Annotated in this window: 16 protein-coding genes and 1 pseudogene; 3 read left to right on the top strand and 14 right to left on the bottom strand. The window is 64.9% G+C overall.

The genetic code is table 11. The features are described 5' to 3' along the window. The first annotated feature begins 3 nt into the window (after window positions 1-3). Window positions 4-759, top strand: coding sequence for a M90 family metallopeptidase (locus tag AC1POX_RS02290; RefSeq protein WP_029820641.1), 756 nt, complete (start codon window positions 4-6; stop codon window positions 757-759). Window positions 760-896: 137 nt separating this feature from the next. Here AC1POX_RS02290 and AC1POX_RS02285 read toward each other — a convergent pair whose 3' ends face one another. The 13 genes and pseudogenes from AC1POX_RS02285 to aroE form a co-directional block, all read right to left on the bottom strand. Further along, complete coding sequence (locus tag AC1POX_RS02285) at window positions 897-2,081, bottom strand: DUF1501 domain-containing protein (RefSeq protein WP_029820642.1); 1,185 nt, start codon at window positions 2,079-2,081, stop codon at window positions 897-899. Between the two features lie 119 nt (window positions 2,082-2,200). Continuing rightward, the gene (locus AC1POX_RS02280; protein ID WP_372356703.1) at window positions 2,201-3,790 is read right to left on the bottom strand and encodes a DUF1800 domain-containing protein; all 1,590 of its coding nucleotides are present in this window, start codon (window positions 3,788-3,790) and stop codon (window positions 2,201-2,203) included. Window positions 3,791-3,908: 118 nt separating this feature from the next. Then, window positions 3,909-5,279 (bottom strand): ATP-binding protein, encoded by a 1,371-nt coding sequence (locus AC1POX_RS02275; protein WP_008576455.1) that lies wholly within the window; start codon window positions 5,277-5,279, stop codon window positions 3,909-3,911. Between the two features lie 74 nt (window positions 5,280-5,353). Further along, a complete protein-coding gene (locus AC1POX_RS02270; protein ID WP_002808458.1) occupies window positions 5,354-6,037 on the bottom strand; it encodes a response regulator transcription factor in 684 nt (227 codons plus the stop codon). A 71-nt stretch (window positions 6,038-6,108) separates the two neighbouring features. Continuing rightward, the gene (locus AC1POX_RS02265) at window positions 6,109-6,474 is read right to left on the bottom strand and encodes a hypothetical protein (RefSeq protein ID WP_031424692.1); all 366 of its coding nucleotides are present in this window, start codon (window positions 6,472-6,474) and stop codon (window positions 6,109-6,111) included. A 274-nt stretch (window positions 6,475-6,748) separates the two neighbouring features. Further along, complete coding sequence (gene dusA / locus AC1POX_RS02260; RefSeq protein WP_011348923.1) at window positions 6,749-7,753, bottom strand: tRNA dihydrouridine(20/20a) synthase DusA; 1,005 nt, start codon at window positions 7,751-7,753, stop codon at window positions 6,749-6,751. A 460-nt stretch (window positions 7,754-8,213) separates the two neighbouring features. Further along, complete coding sequence (locus tag AC1POX_RS02255; protein WP_008576462.1) at window positions 8,214-8,438, bottom strand: hypothetical protein; 225 nt, start codon at window positions 8,436-8,438, stop codon at window positions 8,214-8,216. A gap of 562 nt (window positions 8,439-9,000) precedes the next feature. Continuing rightward, complete coding sequence (locus AC1POX_RS02250; RefSeq protein ID WP_218211802.1) at window positions 9,001-9,606, bottom strand: ankyrin repeat domain-containing protein; 606 nt, start codon at window positions 9,604-9,606, stop codon at window positions 9,001-9,003. A 58-nt stretch (window positions 9,607-9,664) separates the two neighbouring features. Further along, a pseudogene (gene katB, locus AC1POX_RS02245) lies at window positions 9,665-11,170 on the bottom strand (catalase KatB). A 557-nt stretch (window positions 11,171-11,727) separates the two neighbouring features. Continuing rightward, complete coding sequence (gene dinG / locus AC1POX_RS02240; protein ID WP_008576467.1) at window positions 11,728-13,863, bottom strand: ATP-dependent DNA helicase DinG; 2,136 nt, start codon at window positions 13,861-13,863, stop codon at window positions 11,728-11,730. A gap of 264 nt (window positions 13,864-14,127) precedes the next feature. Beyond that, a complete protein-coding gene (locus AC1POX_RS02235) occupies window positions 14,128-14,364 on the bottom strand; it encodes a hypothetical protein (RefSeq protein WP_008576468.1) in 237 nt (78 codons plus the stop codon). Beyond that, window positions 14,361-14,735 carry a hypothetical protein gene (locus tag AC1POX_RS02230; protein WP_372356702.1) on the bottom strand — a complete coding sequence of 125 codons (375 nt, stop codon included), beginning with the start codon at window positions 14,733-14,735 and terminating at the stop codon, window positions 14,361-14,363. Before AC1POX_RS02230 ends, AC1POX_RS02235 begins: the two co-directional genes overlap by 4 nt. Then, on the bottom strand, window positions 14,725-15,576 hold the full coding sequence (gene aroE / locus AC1POX_RS02225; protein WP_031424704.1) for a shikimate dehydrogenase: 852 nt from the start codon (window positions 15,574-15,576) through the stop codon (window positions 14,725-14,727). The genes AC1POX_RS02230 and aroE overlap by 11 nt, the downstream gene beginning before the upstream one ends. Window positions 15,577-15,640: 64 nt before the next feature. Between aroE and AC1POX_RS02220 the strand changes: the two genes are divergently transcribed. Continuing rightward, window positions 15,641-16,522, top strand: a complete 882-nt coding sequence (locus AC1POX_RS02220) for a TolB family protein (protein WP_209261452.1) — start codon at window positions 15,641-15,643, stop codon at window positions 16,520-16,522. 464 nt (window positions 16,523-16,986) lie between these two features. On the opposite strand, the gene AC1POX_RS02215 is transcribed toward AC1POX_RS02220, so the two are convergent. After that, the gene (locus tag AC1POX_RS02215; RefSeq protein ID WP_372357132.1) at window positions 16,987-19,521 is read right to left on the bottom strand and encodes a PepSY domain-containing protein; all 2,535 of its coding nucleotides are present in this window, start codon (window positions 19,519-19,521) and stop codon (window positions 16,987-16,989) included. Between the two features lie 229 nt (window positions 19,522-19,750). On the opposite strand from AC1POX_RS02215, the gene AC1POX_RS02210 reads away from it, so the two are divergent. After that, window positions 19,751-20,503: a DNA/RNA non-specific endonuclease gene (locus AC1POX_RS02210; protein ID WP_218533307.1), complete on the top strand. Its 753-nt coding sequence runs from the start codon at window positions 19,751-19,753 to the stop codon at window positions 20,501-20,503. Window positions 20,504-20,605 lie beyond the last annotated feature (102 nt).

Below are 20,605 nucleotides of genomic sequence, written 5' to 3'. Positions count from 1 at the left end.
TGGTTGATGCGCTGGCTGCGCCGGCCGCCTCCAGACATTGCTGATGCGCTGTGGCAGCGGCTGTGCGGCAGTTGCGCCTGGGTCGCCGCGCTCGATCCACTCCGCCAGCAACGCCTGCGCGCATTGACCGCGCAGTTCCTGCAGCAAAAGACCATTTCGCCTGTCGACGGGCTGCAGCTGCAACCGAACGATCAACTCGTGCTGGCCGCGACCTGCTGCCTGCCGCTGCTGGAAATCGGCGCCGCCGGTTGGCGCGGCTGGTCGCAGCTGATTGTGTACCCGGATGCGTTTCGCGTGCAGCGCACCCACATGGATGCGGCCGGGGTGATGCATGCCTGGGACGACACCCTGATCGGCGAAGCCTGGGAGCAAGGTCCGTTGATCGTCAGCTGGGCCGATGTGCAAGCCGACCTGGACGACCCGCAGGCAGGCTTCAACGTGATCGTGCATGAGATGGCGCACAAGCTCGATGCACTGGATGGCGCGCTCGACGGCACACCGCCCCTGCCGCGCGATGCGCAACGCGCCTGGGCGCGCGATTTCCAGCATGCCTACGATCTGTTTTGCCAACGCGTCGATGCGGGTCAAGACACCGAGATCGATCCGTATGCCGCCGAAGCCCCGGAGGAATTCTTCGCAGTGGTCAGCGAATATCATTTCTCCGCACCGCGCGTGCTTTTGCGCACGATGCCGCAGGTCGCCTTGCACCTGGAACGGTTTTACGGGCGCTCACCGTTTGCAGATTCAATGCAACGTTGATGTGCCGCGTCGCGGAGCGGCGTGCGGTATCGCACTTGGCAGGAGCAACCTGCAGCCGTCGCCCGAAGCAGACGCCGCGGGATCGACACAAGCCGGCTGTCGATACCACGCACGGTGCGATCGCTCGCCATGCACACTCACACCAATCCAAGATCGCGTGGCTTGGCACCTGGGAATACCCGTTCCAACTGCGCTGGCGACAGCCCCCACAGACGGCCGAGCATTCCGCCGAACAGGCTGCGGTAGTTGTTGAGCACCGGGTAATCGCGGTTTTGCAGCAGCTGCGCCTGTTCGACCGCCACCTGCTCGCCAGCGATGCGGCCGCCGCGCACGCCACCGCCCAGCACCCAGTACGTTGTGCCATGGCCATGATCGGTGCCCTTGCTGCCATTCTCGCGGAAGGTGCGGCCGAATTCGGAGATGACCACCACCACGGTATCGTTCCAGGCCGGGCCCAACGCATCGGCATAGGCAGCCAGCCCTTCGCCGAGATTGCGCAGGTTGTTGGCCAGGCCACCTTCCACACTGCCCTGGTTGGCATGCGTGTCCCAGCCACCGACATCGACGAACCCCAGGCGATAGCGCTCGCGCATCAAGGTCGCCATGCGCCGGGTTTCATCGGCAAACGTGCGTGCACTGGCGGCGCCACGACCGGCTTGCTCCATCTCTTCGCGCAACTGCGCGGTGACCTGCTGACGCAATGCAAGACCATCGCGCGCAGCGGCGGCCAGCGGCGTGCTGTCGTACATCTGCGACAGGATCTGCGCCTGCCGTGCATCCAGCCCGCCTTTGCCGATACTCCGCAACGACACGTTGGGTAAATCGCCACCGCCCTGGAACGTCAGCGGCAACGAATCGGTGAACGCGATGGCCGGCACGCCACTGAGCACGCCAGACAGGCGCGCCATGAACCCGGAGCGGTAATCGCGGTGCTTGCCGGCCTGGCCGGATTCGATATCGTCCTGGGTTTCGAAGTGGCTGCGCGATAGATCGTCGGTGCCGGCAAACGGCACGAAGGCCACTTGCTTGCGTTCCCACAGTGGCAGCAGCGTCTGGCCTACCACCGGGTTGAGACCCCACTGCGCATCCAGCGCCAGGGCACTGTTTGGATTGGCGGCATCTGGCCGCGCAATCGCCAGGCTCGGCCGCGACTGGTAATAAAAATCGCTGCCATGCGGCACCAGCAGATTATTGCTGTCGTAGCCGCCACGTAAAAACACCACCAGCATGCGTGCGCTATCGCGTGGCGCAGCGAACAGACGGCCGGCCCACGGCATGCTTGCAGCGGCGGCAGAGGCAAGCAGAAATTGACGTCGTTGCATGGTGTACTCCCGCGGCATTGAGCGCCTGGCATTCGTTGGATCGCTGGATCGGTTGTTGTTGCATCTGCGAACGTGACGCGTGGGCCTTGAATCGCCAGATCCGACTCGGCGCCATGGCCCTAGCGATAATTGAAGTCTGGTGACGACAGCAAGAACCCATTCCATTCGGCAGGCGAGCGCGCCTGCTCCAGCGCCTGCCGTGTGGCGGCCGACAGTGATGGCGCCAACCAGCGGTACGAGGGGTGCGTATCGATCTGCACCGGCGCAGGAATCGGCGTCTGGTTGTCGCCCTCCAGACGAAACAACTGCTTCGGTGCGCCGCCGATCGAACGCGCCACCTCGAACCTGCGTGCCAGCTGCCCGGAACTGGTCCAGGCCTGCGACTGCAGCGACCAACCATCGGGCGTGATGCGACCAAACAACGGTTCACCCAGCTGCTGCACCCAACTGGCCATTGGCGCGGCGTTGATCACCGGTTGACCCTCGTACGCCACCCGCATCGCCGACACCACGAACCGGTTCGGGTCCTTGAACTTGCGCGGTTGCGCCTGCGCAAACTCCGGCGACGCCAGCATGGTCTGCATGACCTTGGCGATATCGCCATCGCTGTGCTGGAAGGTATTGGCCATGCGCGTCACCAGCGCCGCAGGCGGGGCGTCGCTGACGAAGTACTCGGCCAGACGCTGCGAAATGAAATGCGCACAGGCCGGCTGGCGCACCAACACCTGCACGGCGTGTTCGATCTCATCCAGCCCACCGCTGGCAATGCGCTGGCCAAGCAGTATCTTGTCGCCGGGTTGGTGACGCGCCGGATTGAATTCGAACAGACCCTTGCGCACGACCTGCGCCTGCCCTGGCGCTGCAGGCGGCAACGGCGGCGCGCCATTGGCCTTGATCGGCACCAGGCCCGCGCCGGTGAGGATCAGCGCCAGTTGCTGCACATCCTGCTGGCCGTAGCCGCCGTGCACGCCCAGCGTATGCAGTTCCATCAACTCGCGTGCGTAGTTTTCGTTGACCTTGCCCTTGGCGTTCTTGGCGTTGTCCAGGTATTCCAGCATCGCCGGGCTTTCCAGCGTGGCCATCACCAGGTCGGCGAACTTGCCGGTGGCATTGGGGCGGATCGCATTTTCCATGTAGTCGGCCGCCATCCACTTCACCCGGGCCTTGTCGGCATACACGCTGAAATGATTGAGCCAGAACCACACCAGTTGCTCGCGCAGTTGATCCGGCGCGTACACCGCGCGCAACAGTTGCGCCTGCCGCGCCTGCACCAGCATCTGACCACCGCGCGCCTGCCATTCCTTGCGCAAGGCAATCTTCTCATCGCCATCGGGCATGGATTGCAGGCGGACCTTGTCGGCTTCGTACTGGGTCAGCAATGCCACCAGCGGGGTATGCAATGCGTCGAAGCGCTGCAGCTGCGCGCCTACCGCCGCGGGCAACGCAGCGTCGTCGCTGGGCTGCAACAAGAACGCACCAAAGCGCTTGGGGCCCAGCCGTGTCAGCTGCGTCGCGCTGCTGGCATCAACCCCATAGGTGGCCCGCTGCAGCCAGCGCATCTGCGATGGTGTCAGCGGCGTTTCGGCAGCCGTGCAGGTGAGCGCGTACAGGCTGCCGATCAACAGCGGCAGCACACGCCATCCTCGCGTGCGCCGCACGTGCGCGACGCGCGCATCCACGCCTACGGCCTGGCCAACTTGCTCGAACATGCAGCCCCTCCATCGCAACGGCTTGCCCGCCCAGTATGGGTAAGCCAACGCGTGAGGCGTTAAACGGTTGTCGGAACGCCAGCGCACATTGGCCACGGGTTCATCGGCCCTGCGGCGGTCACAATCCAGGCGGCAGGGTCACATCGAAGCGGGCACCGCCCAGTTCCTGCGAGCGCACCACCTGCAGCTCGCCGCGATAGCCCTTGATCAGGTCCTGCACGATCGACATGCCGATGCCATGCCCTTGCACACGCTCGTCGCCACGCACACCGCGCTGCAGAATCTTGGCCACGTCTTCCGGCGCGATGCCGGGGCCATCGTCTTCCACCGACAGAATCAGCCCGGCACGACGGCTACCGGTGGTGGGTCCCGGTTTTGCGGTCAGCAGCACCCGGCTGCGCGCCCACTTGAAGCCGTTTTCCAGCAAATTTCCAAGCAGTTCCTGCAAATCGCCCGGCTCGCCGTGAAAGCGTGCTTCGGGCGAAATATCGAATTCGCACAACACGCCTTTGACCGAATACACCTTCTCGAGGCCACGCACGATTTCTTCGGCGGTCGGTTCGATGGGCAATGGTGCCGCGAACAATTTGTGCCCGCTGGAAGCCGCACGCGCCAGCTGGTACGACACCAAATCGTTCATGCGGCGCAGCTGCACATCCATCTCTTCGTGCAGGTCGCGCTCGGACGCACCGCTATCGAGTTGTGTGCGCAAGACGGCAATGGGCGTCTTGAGGCTATGCGCAAGATCGGCCAGCGTGTTGCGCTGACGCTCCAGGTTGTCGCGCTCACTTTCGATGAAGGCATTGATGCTGTCGGTCAGCGGCTCCAGTTCGCGTGGATGCTGCTCGCTCATGCGCTGGATCTCGCCGCGCTGCACCTTGGTCAACTCGTTGATGACCCGCCGCAGCGGACGCAGGCTCCATTGCAGAATGAAGGCTTGCAGTACCAGCAACACCACACCGGCGCTGCCAAGGTAGAACCACACTGCACCACGGAACACGCGCAGCTGCGCACCCATCGAGCGCGCGTCCTCCATCACGTAGATGGTGTACGGAATCTCGCCGCCGTGCTCGCGTTCGACATAGCTCACGCCCAGCCCGTAGCGATACAGCTGGCCCAGGCTGCCGTCGATCTGGGTCATTTCCAGCGGGCCGATGAATTCTTCCTGGCGCGGCTCCAGCATGCGGCCATGCGGAATGTTCGGGCCTTCGGCCGACATCGAGGTCCAGCTTTCGTCCGGGCGTACAACTTCAACGTAGAGCCCGCCGCCAGGCACATCGAAGCGCGGATCGGGCGGTTGCCCGCCGATGTACAGCGACCCGTCGCGTACGAAATCGATATTGGCCGCATACGCGGAGGCGTAGTTCTTGAGCCGCTCACGCAGGTTCTTCTCGGCGGTGTCGGCAAACGCCACGTCCAGCGCGTAACCCGCCAGTGCCAGGAACGCCACCAGGCTGAGGCTGGCGGCCAGCAGCTGGCGGGCCTGCAATGAGCGCGGCCGCCAGCGTCTATACCACTTGGAGCGGCCCGGCACTTGGTCTTCCTGCTCGCTGACGCGCTGACTCAGCCTTCGGTACGCGGAATGGCGAAGCGATAACCGCGGCCACGCACGGTCTCGATCGGCTTGAGTTCGCCATCGGGGTCGAGCTTCTTGCGCAGGCGACCGATGAATACTTCCAGCACGTTCGAATCGCGGTCGAAGTCCTGCTGGTAGATGTGCTCGGTGAGATCGGCCTTGGAGACCAGTTCGCCGGCATGCATCATCAGGTACTCGAGCACCTTGTACTCGTAGCTGGTCAGATCGACGTTGGCGCCGTTGACGCTTACCGTCTGTGCCGCCAGGTCCAGCGCGACCGGGCCACATTCCAGCGTGGGCTTGCTCCAGCCAGCAGCACGCCGCAGCAGCGCGTTGACGCGCGCCAGCAACTCTTCGACATGGAACGGCTTGACCAGATAATCGTCGGCACCCTGCTTGAGGCCTTCGACCTTGTCCTGCCAGCTCGAGCGCGCGGTCAGGATCAGCACCGGAAACTTCTTGCCTTCATCGCGCAGGGCCTTGATCAGCTCCATCCCTGACATCTTGGGCAAGCCAAGATCGATGATGCCGACGTCGAATGGCACTTCGCGGCCCATGTAGAGACCTTCTTCGCCGTCCTGTGCAGCGTCGACCGCAAAGCCTTCGCGCTTCAGACGCGCCGCAAGGGTTTCGCGCAGCGGAGCTTCGTCTTCGACCAAAAGGATACGCATGCACTCTCCCTAGTTACGTTGTCGGCCAGCGGCCGGGGAATTTATAAGACTGAACGCAGAACTATCTACGTTCAGTGGTTATCGTCGCGTGGTGGCGCGTCGGGCGGCGGCAAGTTACGCGCAGGCGCAGCCTGCGTCTGCTCCGGCTCATACACGGTGTGCACGCGCCCATCTTTCATGTACTTGACCCGATTGAGATTGCCGCCATCGAACGGCACACGCTCGGCACCCAGGATCTGTCCACCGGTAGACCGCTGCACATGCCGAATGGTGTCCGACAGCGTGCGGCTATTGCCGCGTGCCGAGGGCGGCATCGCCTCGCGTCCGCTCTGCACCATCGGATAGCCCTGGCCCCAGGCCGACGGCGCGGCCATGGCAACCCAGAGGGCAACCAGAGCGACTTGGCGAGCGCGGCAGTGCAATTGGGTCACAAACAAATCCTAGCGGGTTGTTCAGAAACATTCAAAATTCGTGAAATCGACCACGCATACCTGAGGGTCGAGCGTCGGAATCGAGCCAAATTCTTGATTTTTCGGGGTGAATCCGATCTGAACTTTTTAGCTTCACGTTAACGGCATTCAGTGAAATGAATGCCGATCAGAGTGGCCGACACGGCGAGCACGCGGTATTACGGACGCGCCTGCTGCGGCAGCCACCGAAACGCTCGGAGATCCAGGCAGCCCGTTCAGGAATGCAAGCGGTGGGCCAACGTCAGGCAACCACGCGCCAGGACCGGGTGTCGGTGCGCTCCAGGGCCTGCTCGACCAGTTCCCAACCGGCGCCCGGGCGATGGGCGCCCTCGCTCAGGACCTGCCGGAACGCCCTGCCTCCAGGCTGACCATGAAACAGACCGAGGACGTGCCGGGTCATGTGCTTCAAGGCCAGACCCTGTGCCAGTTGGGATTCCACGTACGGCTGATAGGCGCGCAGCAAGGACTCGCGCGATTGCTCGGGCCGCTGGTTCAAGGCTGCATCCAGACAATGCAGGACGTACGGGTCATGGTAGGCGGCGCGGCCGAGCATGACACCGTCGGCGTGCTGCAGATGCGCCATCGCCGTGTCCACGGCCACGATGCCGCCGTTGAGCACGACCGGCAGACCGGGCCGCTCCTGCTTGAGCCGGTAAGCCCAGTCGTACCGCAGCGGCGGCACTTCGCGGTTTTCCTTCGGCGACAAGCCCTTGAGCCAGGCGTTCCGGGCATGCACCACCACCATGGCCGCGCCGGCCGCGACCACCTGGTCGACAAAGCGGGCAAACAGCGCGTAGTCGTCATCGTCGTCCACGCCCAGGCGGCACTTGACGGTGATCGGCACGTGGGTGGCCGCGCACATGGCCGCGACGCACTCGGCCACCAGCGCCGGCTCGCGCATCAGGCAGGCGCCGAAACGCCCGGCCTGCACACGGTCGGAGGGGCAACCGCAGTTGAGATTGATCTCATCAAAGCCCCACTCCTGCGCAATCGCCGCCGCCTGCGCGAGCAAGGCGGGATCGCTGCCGCCCAGCTGCAGCGCCAGCGGATGTTCCACCGCATCGAAGCCGATCAAGCGGGCGCGATCGCCGTGGATCACCGCGTTGGCGTGCACCATCTCGGTGTACAGGCGCGCGGACGGCGCCAACAGGCGGTGGAAGACCCGGCAATGGCGGTCGGTCCAATCCATCATCGGAGCGACGGACAGGCGCAGGGAGGCGGCGTAGCGATCGGCGGAAGCGGTCATCGACGAAGTGGCCGCAGCGAGCAGCCATTAGAATGCGAAGCAGGATCAACAGCTTACACGGGCGTCGATGAATCTGCGGCGGTGCGGAGTGGGCGGCTGGAGCGGCTGCTTTGGGACTTAGCTGCAGGATCGCCTACTCGTTGCGCCACGGGATCGCCCCCTATCAGCTGGCCGGCGACGAGCATGACGCGCGATTGCGAGTGGCGCTGGTGACGCGCTTGGGCGGCCAGCACCACGGGTGCGTTTTACTGTCGGAAACGGCAACAGCGCCGAAGATCGCGTTGACGCTGTTTTAGTTTCCCTCGCTCGCCAAGTGCGGGCGGTAACGGAGGCAGCGCTGCAGGATGCGCGGTGCCTGTCTGCGTTCGCCTCTGCGGCGAACGCCTTGCATCGTCAGTGACGAGCGGAGCTTTCCAGGTCCGGTGCCGCGGTGACCGCTGCGCCCGGACGAACCCGGAACTTACGGGTTACGGACACCGACACGCTCTTCGGCGCTCAGCGGCTTGCCCAGTGCATGGTAGGAGGCAACCAGCGTGATCAGGGCAGTGCCCATGACCGTGTAGAAGCTCCACGACTTGGCCAGCACATGCACCTGGCCGAACACCAGCGCAACCACGGCAGCGGCAGTGCACAGCACCATGGCCAGCAGCGACATCAGGAAGGGAATGGAGGGATCGAGCTTCATGGTCCGGGGGTTCCAAGGTGCGATGCGATAGCTGCAGCATCGGCGTTCCCGGCGCTTTCTTGAACTGTTTTCTGCGATTTTTTCCAGGCGATTTAAAGCAAGTCAGCAAGTACTCAGTTTTCTGTCAAAGCCTTGGCGCACAAGGGTTTGCGCGTCAGAAAAATCCTGACGCAATGGCGAAGATTTCACCGCCACTGTCAGAGATCCAGCGCGGCCGTGGCGGAAAACCGACGGCGCTGCAAGGCGCAGTTTGGGGGTACCAGACAGCGGTTCTGAGTGCTGCAATGGATGCGGCGATCCCGATCGACGCCGTCGACATGGCAGGTGCAGCAAGAGCTGGAGGATATGCAGCGACCGGGGGGCGCGGCGTGCACCCACAAGCGTGGCGTCTTCGCGAGAGCCGGGGCGTTGCGACAAGAGCGCGTGTGACTACAACCTGCTGCACGGCCGTTGGCCACGAGCAGCCGCCCGTTGCTTCTAGTGAGTGAAGCGCAACCACGGACGCATCGCGGCCGATGCGGCACGCTGTCAGGGGCGCGCCTGGCAGGCAAGACTGGCGCGCTCAGCGCGCCGGCACGGTGGCAAATTCGCCGCGTTGTAGCTTGGTCACATCGTTGCCCTGCCCGTCCTTGAGGCTGAGATCCGCGCCCTTGGCGGCGAGGTCCTTGAGCACGTCGGTGCGCTGGAACAACGCGGCATACATCGCAGCGGTCTGGCCGGCGTTGTTGCGCTGGTCCGGCGCGCAATCGGCCTGCATCAGGCGCTTGGCGATGCCCAGCTCGCCCTTGAAGATGGCGCCCATCAGTGCGGTGTTGCCGCGCTTGTCCTGCGCACAGGGATCGGCGCCGGCGCTCAGCAATTGCTCCACCGCCGGCCGCTGGCCGTGGTATGCGGCCAGGATCAGGGCCGTATAGCCCTTCTCGTCACGGGTATTGAGGTCGTAATGCGAACGGATGAATTCGGCCAGCATCTCCTGGCGGCCCTCACGCGCGGCGTCGAAGAAATACTCGCGCAGTTGCAGCTTGATCTGCTCAGGCGTGGCAGTGGCAGTGGCCGTTGCGCTGGCAGCGGATGCAGATGCAGATGCAGATGCAGATGCAGATGCAGGCGACGCAGCGTTGGCAATCGCAGACACGCTGCCAAGCATCAGAAACAACAGGGTGCGCATAGGGATCTCCCGAAGTAAAGACGACACCGCGGCGCAGGCCGCGATGTCGTCGGGCGGATCAGTCCTGCAGGCTGGAGGCCAACTGCTTGACCCGCGCCAAATCGCCCTTGGCCACGCGGGTGACGCCGGTACCGTACTCGGGGTCGGCCTTGTACAGGAACGACAGCATCAGGTGCTTGCTTTCGGGGTCGGTGGTGGCCAGCGACTCGCCGAAGCTCTGCACCAGATCGGCACGGTCCTTCTTGCTGTAGGAGCGATACAACTCGCCGGCCTGCTTGAAGTTCTGCTCGCGGGTGATCTTGGCCTGCTGGGTGGTGCCCGACAGCGGCAGCTCGCTGTAGCGCGCAGCGGTGTCCTGCGGACGCGGCTCCAGGCGGCTCGGCTCGTAGTTCACCCCACTGGTGGTCTGGCCGATGTTGCCTTGCCCATCCTGATTGCCGTTGTTGACCGCTACACGCGGGCGATTGACCGGCAGGCTCAGCCCATTGGCACCGATGCGATACAGCTGGGTGTCGGCGTAGGAAAAGATACGGCCCTGCAACAGGCGGTCTTCCGAAGGTTCGATACCCGGCACCAGATTGGCCGGCGCCATGGCCACCTGCTCGGTTTCCTAGAAGAAATTATCGACGTTCTTGTTCAACACCATCTGGCCGACCTTCTGCTCCGGCACGTCCGGCCAGATCTTGGTGGCGTCAAGCGGGTCGAAATCGAACTTGGCCAGGTCTTCCGGCTTGAGCACCTGCACGTACAAATCCCATTTCGGGTAATCGCCCTTCTTGATCGCAGCGACCAGATCGTTGGTCAGGTGGCTGTAGTCCTTGGCCTGCACCGCGGCGACCTGCTTGGGATCGAGGTTCTTGATGCCCTGCAGCGTCTTCCAATGGAACTTGACGTAGTGCACTTCACCCTGCGCGTTGACCAGCTTGTAGGCGTGTACGCCATTGCCGTCCATGAAGCGATAGCCGGCCGGCGTGCCCTCGTTGGAGTACAGCAGGGTCAGCGTGCGCGTGGCTTCTGGCACGTGCGAGAAGAAATCGAAGCGACGCGAATCGTCATCCAGATTGGTGCGCGGGTCCGGCTTGAACGCGTGCACCATGTCGGGGAACTTGATCGCATCGCGAATGAAGAACGTTGGGAAGTTGTTGCCGACCAGATCCCAATTGCCTTCGCTGGTATAGAACTTGGTAGCGAAACCATGCGGGTCGCGCAGCGTCTCCGGCGAATGGTTGCCATGGACTACCGAAGAAAAGCGCACGAACACCGGAGTTTTTTCGCCGGCGCTGAAGACCTTGGCCTTGGTCAGGCTGGAGAGATCGGCAGTGGCGGTGAACTCGCCTTTGACGCCAGTGCCGCGCGCATGCACCACGCGCTCGGGAATGCGTTCGCGATCGAAACGCTGCAGCTTCTGGATCAGCTGCACGTCCTGCAGCAGCGTCGGGCCGGTGGCACCGGCTGTCTGCGAATTCTGGTTATCGCCGACCTTGGCGCCATTGTCGCGGGTCAGAACGGATTGGGCGAAGACCGGCGGAGCGATCAACGTCGGGGCTAGCAGGGCTAGCACCATGAGGTGTCCAGGGCGCATGGCGTCAGCTCGTTTGAGGAGGCTGAATCATCGCTAGCAGGCCGGAGCGTGAGAAGTCGTTAGTTATGATCGCTTCGATAGGGGAAGATGATGATGACTGCGTTGCGTGATATGCATCGCCAAACTCGCGAGCGGTACATAGCAAATAACCGCATTATCGAACGCTACGTGCGTCATTGCGTTTTTTTGCGCGACCTGAGTTTCAATCGCGCGCAGCCAATGTTGCGTTGCAGGATCGTGCGCAGTGTGGATGACGCGAGTGGCCCATTGCGCATCGCGCGATGCAGGACTGGGCCACGTATGCAGCGCCGATTATGCAGAGCCGCGGCACGAGATCCTCCAACGCTGCAGCTACACCATCGCGCGTATGCCGATGCGGTACGACTGGCCATGCTCCCTGTGTGGCTGCACAGCGCGGCGCTGGCTTGCATCGCGCAACACCCGAACCGGCGCGCTACATCCGTATCGGCTGCGCCATCACCGTCGCACGCGAGATTGCACATTGCGATGATGATGGCACTGGCATCGCCAGGCGATCTTCAACGCCCGATCACCCGCTTGAACGGCGGCAAGGCATCGATGATGCGTTTACCGTAGCGACGGGTGAGCAGGCGCGAGTCGAGGATGATCACGCGGCCGTGGTCGCTGGAGCTGCGGATCAGGCGGCCGGCGAATTGGGTGAGCGTGCGCAACGCATGCGGGATGGCGATCAGGTTGAAGGCGTTGTGCCCGCGGCTTTCCAGCCATTCGCTCAAGGTGGAGGTTTGCGGATCGGTGGGCACGGCGAACGGCACTTGGGTGATGACCACGGTGGTGCAGGCTTCACCGGGCAGATCCAGGCCTTCGCCGAAGGAATTGAGGCCGAACAATACCGAGCCTTCGCCGGCACCGATGCGGCGCAAATGTTCGGTGATCAGTTGCGACTTGTTGCCTTCGCCCTGCACCAGCACGCGATTGCGTTGCGCCAACGGCATCAGGTCGGCCACCTTTTCCATCTTCCAGCGCGAAGTGAACAACACGATGCTGCCCTTGGCGTTCCAATCCAGTTCGCGCACCAGATACTTGGCCACTTCCTTGGGATGGCCTTCGCGGTCGTCGGGAGTGACCGGAAAATTGGGGACGATCAATTCGGCCTGGTTGGGCAGGTCGAACGGCGAGGCCAGCGATGCCATTTCGGCGTGATCGGGCAAGCCATTGTCGATGGCGAAGGATTGGAAATCGCCGCCACCGGTCAGCGTGGCCGAGGTCATCACCACCGAATCCACCTCGTTCCAGATCATCGTGCGCAGCACCTGCGCGGCCGACACCGGCGAGCAATGGCAGATCAGGTCGCCGTCGCGCGAGAGGGTGATCCAGCGCGCCATCGGCGGCTGACCTTCCTTGTCTTCGCGGCGCCAGCCACTCCACAGATTGTGTTGCTGCTCGGCCATCTCCAGCGCCAGGCCGAGACTGCGCTGCAGACGTTCGCGCGCGGAATCGTCCTGTTTTCCCTTGGCAATGGCGCTGTGTGCGGCATGCACCCAGTTGAACAGTGCGCGGGTTTCTTCGCCAAGCTCTTCGATGGCCGGGCCCCACTGCGGCGGCAACTTGCCATTGGCCGCGCGCCACAGCGGATCGCGCTCGCCGGGCTCGGGCTTCCACACGCGTTCGACCTCGGCGTGGAAGGCCTTGAGCAGTTTGGACACGCGCGCAGCCACCTCGATGGCTTCGTTGGGCAGCAAGTTGCCCAGCTTGTCCTTGTCCACTGCACGATAAGCGGCCGCGATGAGGATCTGCAGGCGCCCGGTGCGCCTGGCCATCTCGTCCAGCGGCAGGTTCGCCGCGCCCTGGTCGATCGCCACGCCGGCGATGTGGTGGCCTTCGTCGAGTACCAGCAGCATGTCCGCTGGCGGGGCGATCAGCGGCTGGCCGTTTTCGGCATCGCCCAGCGACAGCGACGACAGCAGCAAGGCGTGGTTGGTGACCACGATCTGCGCCTCGCGTACATCGGTGCGCGCCTTGAGTACCGGACATTGCGCCGCGTAGCTGCAGCGGCGCCCCGCACAGCCGGAGGCCGGCGTGGTGATGCGCATGCGCAGCGGCACGGAGATCTGTTCCGGCGCATCGTCCAGATCGCCATTCCAGGTGCGGGCGGCGTAGGCCTTGGCCAACCGTTTGGCCAGATCCGCATCGACGGGGCTGAGCGGGCGGTCGTACAGCGCCTGCTCGTCTTCGAACATGGCGTTCTGACTGGTGTCGCCTTCCAGTTCGGCGGCATTGCGGGTGCACAGATAGCGGGTACGGCCCTTGGCCAGCGCCACGGTCGCTTCCAGTCCGGTGGCCTTGAGGAAGGCCGGGATGTCGCGTTCCACCAGCTGCGATTGCAGCGCCACGGTGCCGGTGCTGATGACCAGTTTTTTCTTGGTCGCCAGTGCGATCGGCACGCCGGCGGTGAGATAGCCCAGGCTCTTGCCCACGCCGGTGGGCGCCTCGGCGATGCCGATGCCGCCGGAGGTGGCCAGGGCACGGGAGACCAGGCCGATCATCTGGCTCTGTGCGCGCCGCGTGGCAAAGCCCGGCGTATTGGCCTGCAGCTTGGCGTAAGCGTCGCGGATGCTGGCCTTGATCGGGTCGGTCAGGCTGCGCTGGGTGGAAACGGGCGCCGACGGCGCGGCCGGTGGGGCAACTTCACTCATCGCGCTATTTTCGCACGGACCGGCGCAGTGACTGCGACCGGCGCGCCGCAGGGCTGAACAGGTTGCCTGCCTGCGGCGGCCACCCGGCCACTCCCACGCTGGTGCGACTGCTACGCGGCCGAGGGCATGGTTCGATTCTCCGATCGTGGCCCAGCACCGGCCGCCTGCAGGCGCTCGCCGCCGGCGCGACCCGGAAGGCGGCGCAGTGAATGCCGATGCACGAAACGCCGCTGTCTTTAACGCGTAGGCAGGATCGATGCGCGCTCAGTTCCGCTGCCGGCGTGCCGGCCACGCATGGCGCGCCCACACCAGGCCGATGGCCGCCATGGCCACGCCCATCAACAGCATGCCGGCGCCGACGCCATTGGGCCCGAAACGTTCGTACAGCAGGCCGCCGCGATTGACCGCCGCCAGCGCCTGCGGATGCAGCAGCGTCCACACGCCCTGCCCGGCACAGACCAATCCAACGATCACCAGCAAGATGGCTTTGAGCGGGATCACGGGCGCGGACCAGTGCCAGCCGGCAAACGCTGCAGGCTGGCCGCCAGCGTCCACACCAGTACGCCGATGCCGACGGCCTGCATGGCCATCAGCACGAAGTGGGCGATGCCGACCACCACGCTGATCTGGCGCACGTTGCCTTGCTGCAGCAACACCATCGGAATCGCCTGGACGGCGACCTCGGCGAACAGGCAGCCCAGCAGCAACCAGAGCGCGGCCAGCCCGGCGCGCCGCAGCGGGCTATGCGGTGCGCGCCACAACAGAACCAGCCCGAGCAGCACCGCAATCAGCATCGGCACGCGCGACAGCAGGCTGGTGACCAGGGTCAGCAGGATCGCGGTGGCATCGGCGCTGCCCACGTCAGTCGGCACTGACCAGCACTGCCTCGCGCGCGCGCAGCGCGGCATAGACCGGGTCGGTGTCCGGGCGCACGCCATGCCACAGCGCGAAGCTCTCGGCAGCCTGTTCCACCAGCATGCCCAGTCCATCGATGGCGTACCGGCATTGCGCTGCGCGCGCCCAGGCCAGAAACGCAATGGCGGTGTCGCCGTAATTCAGATCGACCGCGGCCGTCAGGCTGTTGACCAGACCCAGTGGCAATGCAAACGCACCGGCATCGCGGTCGCGACCGGCCGCAGTGGCATTGACGATCAGTTCGAAGTCGCCCAGCTCGCGCAGGTCTTCGATGTAACGCGACGTCACCCGCGCAGGCTCGCCCAGCGCATCGCACAAGGCATCGGCGCGCTCGGGCGAGCGGTTCACCACCACCATTGCGGTGATGCCCGCCTCCAGCAGCGCCGGCGCCACACCGCGTGCAGCGCCACCGGCGCCCAGCAGCAGCACGCGGCGGCCACGCAGATCCAGGCCCTGGCGTTCGGTGAGATCGCGCACCAGGCCGGCGCCGTCGGTGTTGTCGCCCTGCCACTGGCCGTCGTTGCGCACCAACGTGTTCACCGCCCCGGCCAACCGGGCGCGATCGCTCAGGCTGCTGGCCAGCGCATAGGCGGCTTCCTTCAACGGCAGGGTGACGTTGGCGCCCTTGCCGCCCTCATCGGCGAAGCGTTGCAACGCGGCGCTGAAATCCTCTAGCGGCGCGTCGATGGCGGTGTACTCCAGCGCAATGCCGGTCTGCTTCCCGAACTCGGTGTGGATGGCCGGCGACAGCGAATGGGCGACGGGGTGACCGAACACGGCATAACGGGATACGGGCATGAAACGCTCTCTGGTTGACTAGACTGTGCGCGACTTGGAGCCGCTCTTGAGGCAGGAACACCGCATGCACTATCGATGGACGCTGCTTACGCTGGCGGCAAGTTTACTCTGCGTCCCGTCTGCTTCGGGGCTTGCTGAATTCGGTATCGAGGGCATGGGTGTGGTCTCCACGCCGGCCAACGAGGCGCGCGCCACGCTCAGCCCGGACGGGCAGCGCATCGTTTGGGCCAGCGACCGGGCCGGTGGCACCGGCGGCTGGGATCTGTGGCAGGCGCAGCTGCGCGGCGGGCGTTGGCAGGACGCGCAGCCGCTGCCGATCAATACCGCGCAGGACGAGACCACCCCATTGTTCAGTGCCGACGGCCACTGGCTGCTGTTCGCCTCCACCCGGCCCGGCGGCGCGGGCGGCAGCGACCTGTACCGTGCACCAGTGGGTGCGCAAGGCGCCGTGGGCCCGGTGCAATCGCTGGGCGCGGCGATCAACAGCGCCGGCAACGAGCGCGCACCGACGCTGTCGCTGGACGGCACACGCCTGCTGTTCGCCAGCGACGGTCATGGCGGTGCTGGCGGCATGGATCTGTTCGTCGCGCGCTGGGATGGGCAGGCGTTCACCACGCCGGTGGCCTTGGTCGACATCAATAGCGCAGCCGACGAGCTGGACGCAGCCTGGCTCGGCGACGGGCGCGCATTGGTCTGGGCCCGGGGGAAGACCGATGGCCCCAGCCAGTTGCTGCTGGCCATCTGCAAGGACGGTCGTTTTGCCCAGGGCTTGCCGCTGCCACTGTCGTTCAACGGGCCGCAGGAGCGCACTTTCGGCGCGGTCGTGGATACCGCCAAGCCGGGCGAATTGCTGGTGACCGGCAGCGCCCGTGCGCCACGCGCAGGGCAGTTGGACATCTACCGGATGAAGGCACCGGCAGCCGACGGCGATGCGAGTTGCCGTTGAGGTGGATGGGTGCATCGGTCCGATCGAGACCATGTTGCCTGGGCATTCGCCGCAGAGCTGCTGATCACTTCCAATGCGGGGACAAGCAAACCGTGCGACGCGACGTGCTCATTCTTCGATAAACAGCCCGCGAACTGACTGGCGTGGTGCCTGCGCCGCTTGCTGGACCGTTGGCGGCATGGCTGCCGCCGTTAAACCACAGGAATGGGTTCATGGCGTGTCCCGCGCGCGACGAGGACAGCGCACGCTCGACCGGCGAGGCGTTGTTGATGGGTCCAACAGGTCGTCAGCCGACACAACGCTGCACCAATGCCATGCAAACGTAGAACGCTCGCCACTCGGAGTGGGCGCGTATCCGTCGTCCACGGTGGTCTGCGGCTCTCTGCTCTGCGCACCCGCACAATGCTCACTGGCCAGGTTCTGCTAGCCGATGTAAGGCGGGGCTGGCGCCGTCATCGCCGCGCTCAATACACATCGCGTCGATAACGGCCGGCCGCGGTCAGCGATTCCAATCGCGTGTCGCCGAGCAGTTCTCGCAAGGTTGCATCGACCTCGCGCGCCATGCTGTCCAGACTGCCGCAGACGCAAATGACCGCGCCGCGGTCGATCCAGTGTCGCAGCGTGTCGCCGGCGTCGCGCAAGTGATGTTGCACGTAGCGCTTTTGTGGTTGATCGCGCGAGAACACCCACTCCAGCTGCTGCAGATGCCCACTCGCCTGCCAGGCCTGCAGCTCGTCGGCGAACAGGCGGTCGTGCGCCGCATGCCGTTCGCCGAACAACAACCAGTGCCCATGCACGCCGGCCAACTCGGCCTCGCGTAGCAGCGCGCGCAGGCCCGCAATGCCGGTTCCGTTACCGATCAAGACCATCGGCATCGTTTCGAGCCGATGAAACCCGGGATTGGTGCGCAACCGTGCGCGCACCGGCGTGCCGATCGCCGCATGGCAGATCAACCACCCCGAACCCAGACCGGGACTGCCATCGACACGCGTCGTCAGCCGCACCACCACCATCGCGGTGCCGTCAGCCGGTACGCTGGCGAGCGAATAATCGCGTGTGGGCAGCCAGGCGCAAGCATCCAGCCAGGTCTGCGGATCAGGGCGATGGGCAAGCGGCGTTGCGGGCGGCTCGGGCAGGACGCGCTCGGCGGCAGCCTGCTGCAATGGCAGCAGCTGCGCATCCACGTGCACCAGTGCGTCCGGCGCCAGGCCCCATGCCGCCAGACAGGCGCGCACTTGTGCTTGGGCATGCGCAGGCTGCACTTCGAGGATGTCGCCGGCCTGCCACTGCGCATCGGCAGGCGGCTGCAGATCGACGCGCCAGATCGGCGCCCCCTCGCTGCCCGGATTCAGATGCATGCGCGAGGAAAGGGTCCATTCGGTCAATTTGGTCCGTGCCAGCGGCGCCACGCGCAAAGGTGCACCGGCGATCTGGCCCAGCTGCGCATGCCATTGCGCCAGCGCCTGCGGGTCGACGTTATCCAGTTCCACCGCAGGAAACAGCGCGCGTGCACCTTGCGCATCCAGCCACTGTTCGACACGCCGCGAGAACCCGCAGAACTGCGCATATTGGCGGTCTCCCAGCGCCAGCACCGCGTAGGTCAGGTGCGGCAATTGCAGGCGTTGCCGCAGCAGCCCACGCTCGAAACCGCGTGCCGCATCCGGTGGCTCGCCATCGCCAAACGTGCTGATCACAAATAGCGCATGCCCGGTGCGTTGTAGCGCCTGCGCATCCAGCTGCGCCAGCGAGCACACCTGCACCGGCAAGCCGGCGGCCTGCAGATGCCCGGCGGCCTGCCACGCCAGGCGCTCGGCAAAACCGCTCTGGCTGGCAAACGCAATCAACCACGGCGCCGCTTGCGAGGCCGGTGCTGCGCCTTGCAACACCTTGCGCGCAGCGCGCAGTTCGCGTTTTTTGCGGCGCCGATCCAGATACAGCATCCAGCCGGTGACGAAGAACACCGACATGCCCAGGCTGGCGAGCATCACCACGATGCGCCCGGGCAACCCGAAGAAACTGCCCGAATGCAGCGGGAACATGCTCGCCGCCAATTGCTGCCCGCGCGGCAGCAGCGCGTAGTCCAGGCGCTGCAGCAGTGCTCCGCTGTCCGGCGCGATATCAAGACTGTTGTAGGCGCGATCGTGAGCGGGATGGTCGGGCAAGAACCGCACATTCAACGGCTGCCCGGCGCGCGCGGGAATGCGCAGATCCAGGGCGGCGCTGCGCGTGGCGGGAATGCCATCGAGCGTGCGCTGCACGCGTGCAAGATCGACGGTGGCCGGGCGGTTATCGCCTTTGTCGCCGCGTATCGCAGGCAGGCCGCCAAGCAAGGCCATCATGCCATCGCGATACCAGGGGTAGGACCAGGTCAGCCCGGTCAGCGCGACCAGAAAATACACCAGCAAGCACCAGGTGCCGAACACCGCGTGCAGGCTCCACAAAAAACTGCGCCCCTGCCGCCGCCATTCCACCACCCACCAGGTGCGCGGGCTCCACCACCGTCGCGGCCAGCGCAGATACAGCCCAGATGCGCAGAAGAACAGCAAGATGAAGGCGCTCGCACCGGTGACCGCCTGCCCGCGTTTGCCGGCCGTCAGATTGCGGTGCAGGTCTTCGATGAAGGCAAACGCAGTACTCAGCCGCGGCGGCGCGACCCGCTCACCCGTATAGGGGTCGAAATACACCCGGCCCGCGCCCTTGCCGGAGAGGCGCGCGGCAGACGGGCGCGCACCAGTGGGATCGATCAACAGGCGCGTCACCGTCTGTTTCTGCCCGGCACCGGCTGGCGCCAGATCGAGCCGTTGCAGCAACACATCCACCGGCAAGGGCTGCTCGCCCGCCGCATGCCGTTGCGCCAGTTGCGCAATGGCCGGATTGGCCATGCGCACGATCTCGTTTTCGAACGACATCGCCGCGCCGGTCAACCCCATTACCGACAGCACCAGCCCGGCAGTGATGCCGAGCAGCCAATGCAGCTGGAACAGGAGCGTCTTGATCAAGACCTGGACACGAAACAGGACGGCCGCCCATTGTAGATGAGAATGAGTCTCGCATCCGATCTGCATCGATGCCGACGGCGTTCTATGGCTCGCTGCACGCCGCGCCCGGCAGCGGTCTGTCTGGTCTGACGCGTGCTGCCGCGCCGTCATCTGCCGCACATGGCGCGGTCATCGTTTGGACATCGCGCCTTGCCACCTTCCTCACTTCCCTTGGCAAGCGAGCTCTGCAATGTCCTTCCTCCTGCGCGGTTGTGTGGCCCTGGCAGTGTTGTGCACGACCTCCGTGGCGATGGCCGCCACCCGTTGTCCCAGCCTCTACGCGAATGGCACCCCGCCGAGCGTGGGCAGCAGCACGACCCGCGCCACCGAGGTCTGCCACACCGAATACGTGTTGCTGGCCTCGGGCGTGACCAAGGACCCGGTGTATTCGGCCGAGCACCTCACCGACCAACAGGTTGCCGGCGCCGAGGCGATCGGCCGGGTCGGCTCCTTCCACGACGAAACCGGCATCCCCGCCGCTGATCGCTCGAAAAGTTCCGACTACACCAATACCGGCTACGACCGCGGGCACATGACGCCGGCCGGCGATGCATCGACCGAAAGTTCGGAAAAAGAAACATTTTCCATGGCCAATGTCGTCCCGCAGGACCACAAGCTCAACACCGGCGAGTGGGCGCACATCGAAGAACAGGTGCGTCAGCTGGCCAAGCAGCACGGCGAGTTGTACGTGGTGACCGGCCCGGCCTTCGACAGCGGCACTGCACCGACCATCGGCACCGACAAGGTCGCCGTCCCGGCATATGTGTGGAAGGCGATCTACGAACCGGGCGTGGGCGCCGGCGCGTATCTGTGCGTCAACGACAGCAGCATCAATTGCGACGTGGTGTCGATCGACGACCTGGTCGTGATGACCAACGTCGACCCGTTCCCCTCGCTCAGCGCCAGCGTGAAGTCGCAGGCGATCGCGTTGGTGCTGCCCTGAGACGGGATTTGGGATTCGGGATTTGCACCACTATCAGTTGCTGGCTCGGCACTGCGCCGTCGCCAGGCGCGTTGCGCGGCTGACCCGGAAATTTCAAGCGTA

Source organism: Xanthomonas sp. NCPPB 3442, assembly GCF_056725145.1.
Note: the sequence above shows the minus strand (reverse complement) of the source record. Positions and strands in the feature narration are given on the sequence as shown.